The sequence below is a fragment of the Gammaproteobacteria bacterium genome, from assembly GCA_022450155.1.
Lineage (GTDB): Bacteria > Pseudomonadota > Gammaproteobacteria > Arenicellales > UBA868 > REDSEA-S09-B13.
In genome coordinates this window covers 1-3,940 of the sequence record JAKUQR010000063.1, presented here as the reverse complement: position 1 = coordinate 3,940, position 3,940 = coordinate 1, and the positions used below count along the sequence as shown (strand labels likewise).

The following is a 3,940-nucleotide window of genomic DNA, read 5'->3' as shown; positions in this document are numbered from 1 at the left end:
GGATCGGTACCCGCCGCAGCCAGTTGGCCATGTGGCAGGCCAATTATGTGCGTGACGCACTGTGCAACGTTCACCCCGATCTGGATGTTGAAATCGTCGGTATCACCACACAAGGAGATCGCACACTGGATGTGCCTCTGGCGACAGAAGGCGGTAAAGGATTGTTCCTGAAAGAGCTCGAACAGGCACTTTTGACCGGAGACATCGATCTGGCTGTGCATTCGATGAAAGATGTGACCGTTTCCTTGCCGCCTGGATTACATATACCAGTCATCTGTTTACGTGAAGACCCGCACGATGCACTGGTGTCGAATCAATTTGCCGATCTCTCAGAGTTGCCCGAAGGCGCTGTTGTGGGCACGTGCAGCGTGCGTCGACAGTGTATGTTGAAACACCGGTTTCCGACGCTTCGGGTAGACAATCTACGCGGCAATGTGAATACCCGTTTGAAACGGCTTGATGCGGGTGAATACGACGCGATTATTCTGGCGGTTTCGGGATTGAAGCGGCTTGAACTCTCAGCACGAATTCAGCAGATTATTCCCACGGATTTGATGTTGCCCGCGGTGGGGCAGGGTGCTTTGGGGATAGAGTGCCGACAGGACAATGCCGAAGTAAATCATCTGATCGCACCTTTGGATGATCCAATCAGTCATCGCCGGATCAGTGCTGAACGGGCCGTGAACGAAGTACTCGGTGGCGGATGTCATGTGCCCATGGCCGCTTATGCTGAAGTCTCTGACAACGCGCTTCATCTCACCGCCCAGGTCGGCAGAACCGATGGCTCAGAACTTCTGACCGCTCGTGCGACGGGTCCGCTGTCTAAGGCGGTACCGTTGGGCCAAACAGTTGCGCAAGATCTGATTGCCCAGGGCGCCCAGCAGATCCTGGTGGCTTATGCGGGGTGACCTGACGAGTGTCACTGTTCTGGTGACCCGGGCTCCTCACCAGGCAGGTCCTTTGTGTGAATTAATCGAACAAGCCAATGGCATCGCCGTTCGCTTTCCAGTCACGACTATCTGCGAAGTCAAAAATCAGGCTCAACTGGAATCGGCTGTGGCGCATGTGCCGCAAGCTGACAAGGTGATTTTTGTTAGTCCCAACGCGGTTGAGTTTGGGCTGAAGGTGCTCAAGACCCACGCAATCCGTATCCACCCCCAGACTGAGATCCTGGCGGTTGGACCGGGCACAGCCAACCGGCTTAGAGAGCAGGGGTTTCCGGTTTCGGGTATCCCGCGTGATCGGTTCAACAGTGAGGGCCTGCTCAAATTGCCACAGTTGATGCAGGTCGAGGGCCAAAAAGTGGTGATATTTCGCGGTGAGGGCGGTCGTGAGCGATTACATGATAGGCTTGTTGCGTTGGGTGCACGGGTCGATTATGTGGAGTGTTATCAACGGTCTTTGCCAGAAAAAACAGACACCCGTGCCATAACGATGTGGCGCAATGGGGAAATCGATGTGGTGACACTGACGAGTAATACAGCAGCAGACCATCTGCTTCAGCTACTGAGTTCGAGCGATCACGATTTGTTTGAAAAAGCGGTGATCGCAACGGTGAGTACTCGGATTGAGCAATACTGTCGCCAACTGGGTTGTGCAGGTCAGATTCTGGTATCGACTGGTCCGGGTAACGAGGCGCTGGTCAGTCGGATCAGTGACTGGCAGGCACAGGCATGATGCCAGCGATGAACGATTGGGTTGGGATTCATCCAAAGTTGGGTTTTAAGTGACAGATCAAAAAGATATTGCCTCCAAAGACGAACTGGTCGTGCCGGTAACAAGACCGTCAGAACCTCAAATCATTGAAGAACCTGTCGAACCCGAGGTAATGCCAGATCCTGTGCCAGTCGCTGAGTCGGGCGATGAAGCAGCAGTTGCCCGTGAGCGGGTGACCGCCTCTCCCAGCCCGATAGATGACCCACAGCGCAGGCAAGTGCTAAACGGCTGGACAATTGCCGCGTTAGTTGCATCCGTTCTGGCCTTGGCTGTCAGTGTTTTTGCGTGGTATTCAATCGCGGTGACCGGGCGGCTTGAGGTGGGTCATCAGCTCAGCCGAATGGAAAGCGTGGCATTGGAGTCGACATCACTACGTGATCGTTTGCAGCAGCTGGAAAGTGATCTGACTACCCTGGGTCGTCAGGTTTCGGAAAGTCAAAGTGCGTTGCAACGAGAAGCCGAAGCGCAGCAATCGCGCCTGACTGCTGCAGTGGACGAGCTCAAGGCCACACAGGTAAATGACCGAGAGGCCATCGAACAACGATTTGCAAGGATACGGACTTCATTGGACAAGCTCGGCTATGAGATCGGCACTTCGGTTGACGATTGGGTTCTGGAGGAAACGCATCAGCTGCTGTTACTCGCAGGTCAACGGCTATCTCTGTCCGGCGATGTCTCGCTGGCAAGGCGTGCCCTGGAAATCGCGGATCAGAAACTCAGCCTCATTCAGGCCACCGACGTGCTCACCGTACGGCGCCAGCTGGCGGTGGAAATAGCGTCGCTCGACGCCGTGCCTAAGTTGGACCTGAACGGCATTGTCCTCAAGCTCTCTGCAATGGCGGATCAAGTGAACACGCTGCCGCTCAAAGGAGATCTCGATCGACCCGAGTGGGGGCGTAGTACATCTGAAACTGAAGAACCGACAGAACCCGGTTCTTTGCAGATGGTCGGCAGAGTATTGCTGGATGATCTGGGGAAGCTCGTACGCATTCGAAAAGTCGATCAAACCCGTTCACCGAAACTGGATAATGCACAGCGCTTTCTGGCTTATGAAAAACTGCGGCTTCAACTGGTCACGGCACAGCTCGCGGTTTTACGGCAGCGGCCTGATCTATACCAGGATAGTTTGAAGCAGGCCCGTGCTGGCCTTTCGGATTACTTCGCAGCCGACGAGCGTGTAGATGGGTTTGCCGCATCGCTCGAATCACTGAAGGCCCGGCAGTTGGTCGTTGACCTGCCGGATCTTTCCGGTTCAATGGCACTGTTAAGGCGGGTCATTGAAAAGCGGAGTCAGTCGGAGTGAGTTTCATTGTCTATGTGCTGATTACACTGGCGGCCGCGGTTGCACTGGGATTACTGGCGCTTGAGGATCCAGGCTATGTACTGATTTCCCGCACACCGTATGAAATAGAAGTCTCTCTGGCTTTGTTCGTTTTTTTGGCAGGGATTGTGCTGTTCGCGGTTTATCTTGTGCTACGGTTGTTGTGGGCCCTGTTCCGAGCGCCTCGTACTGCCGGTCGATGGCGGATCAACCGACGGCATGCACTGGCGACTCAGGCGACATTGGCGGGGTACTCGCGACTGATCGAAGGAGAATGGGAAGAGGCCGAGGAGATTCTGTCACAGCGATTGGGCTATGGTGCAACACCTCTGCTGAGCGCCCTCGGGGCGGCCTATGCAGCCCAGCAAAGAGGGGATTACGAGGCACGGGACAAGTATCTATTACAAGCCAGAAACCAAGAACCAGAGCATATCGAAGCGGTCGAGATCACGCGGGCGCGGTTGCTGGAGCGAGCCGGTCAACTCGACGAAGCGCGCGGTGTGCTCGAACAATTGCATGAACAAGGTGTGCGTCGGCGCGCTGTACAGGGCATGCTGGTGGAACTTCTGCAGCGTCAGCAGGATTGGCCAGCGCTCGAAAGCTTGTTCAAGGATCTGAAGCGTTCCCGAATCCTGCCGGAAGGGGAAATGAAAATACTCAATCGGGATCTTCAGGTGCGGCTGCTGACATCAGACGCCCGCCCGGATGCAGGTGCTAAGGTCTGGTCGCGCCTGTCCCGGCAGGAACGTCGAGACCCGGTGCTGACGGCCGTCCATGTGCGCAGTCTGATTGATGCCGGAAACATGAAACAGGCCGAAAAGATCCTGCGCAAAGCGATCAACCGAAACTGGGACGGCGGCTTGGTCCGCCTCTATGGCCATATTCGTCAGGAGTCCATTGATG

At 55.4% G+C, this 3,940-nt stretch carries 4 protein-coding genes; all 4 read left to right on the top strand.

The genetic code is table 11. The features are described 5' to 3' along the window. Nucleotides 1-2 precede the first annotated feature (2 nt). The gene (gene hemC / locus MK323_15190; GenBank protein ID MCH2483489.1) at nucleotides 3-908 is read left to right on the top strand and encodes a hydroxymethylbilane synthase; all 906 of its coding nucleotides are present in this window, start codon (nucleotides 3-5) and stop codon (nucleotides 906-908) included. Further along, a complete protein-coding gene (locus MK323_15185; GenBank protein ID MCH2483488.1) occupies nucleotides 898-1,677 on the top strand; it encodes a uroporphyrinogen-III synthase in 780 nt (259 codons plus the stop codon). Before hemC ends, MK323_15185 begins: the two co-directional genes overlap by 11 nt. A 49-nt stretch (nucleotides 1,678-1,726) precedes the next feature. After that, the gene (locus tag MK323_15180; protein ID MCH2483487.1) at nucleotides 1,727-3,019 is read left to right on the top strand and encodes a uroporphyrinogen-III C-methyltransferase; all 1,293 of its coding nucleotides are present in this window, start codon (nucleotides 1,727-1,729) and stop codon (nucleotides 3,017-3,019) included. Then, nucleotides 3,016-3,940, top strand: a 925-nt coding sequence (locus MK323_15175; protein MCH2483486.1) for a hypothetical protein, incomplete at its 3' end; no start/stop codon positions are given. The genes MK323_15180 and MK323_15175, both read left to right, overlap by 4 nt.

Coding starts and splice junctions, on each gene's coding strand:
- MK323_15185 (MCH2483488.1), top strand. CDS start 898: ATGCGGGGTGACCTGACGAGTGTCACTGTTCTGGTGACCCGGGCTCCT.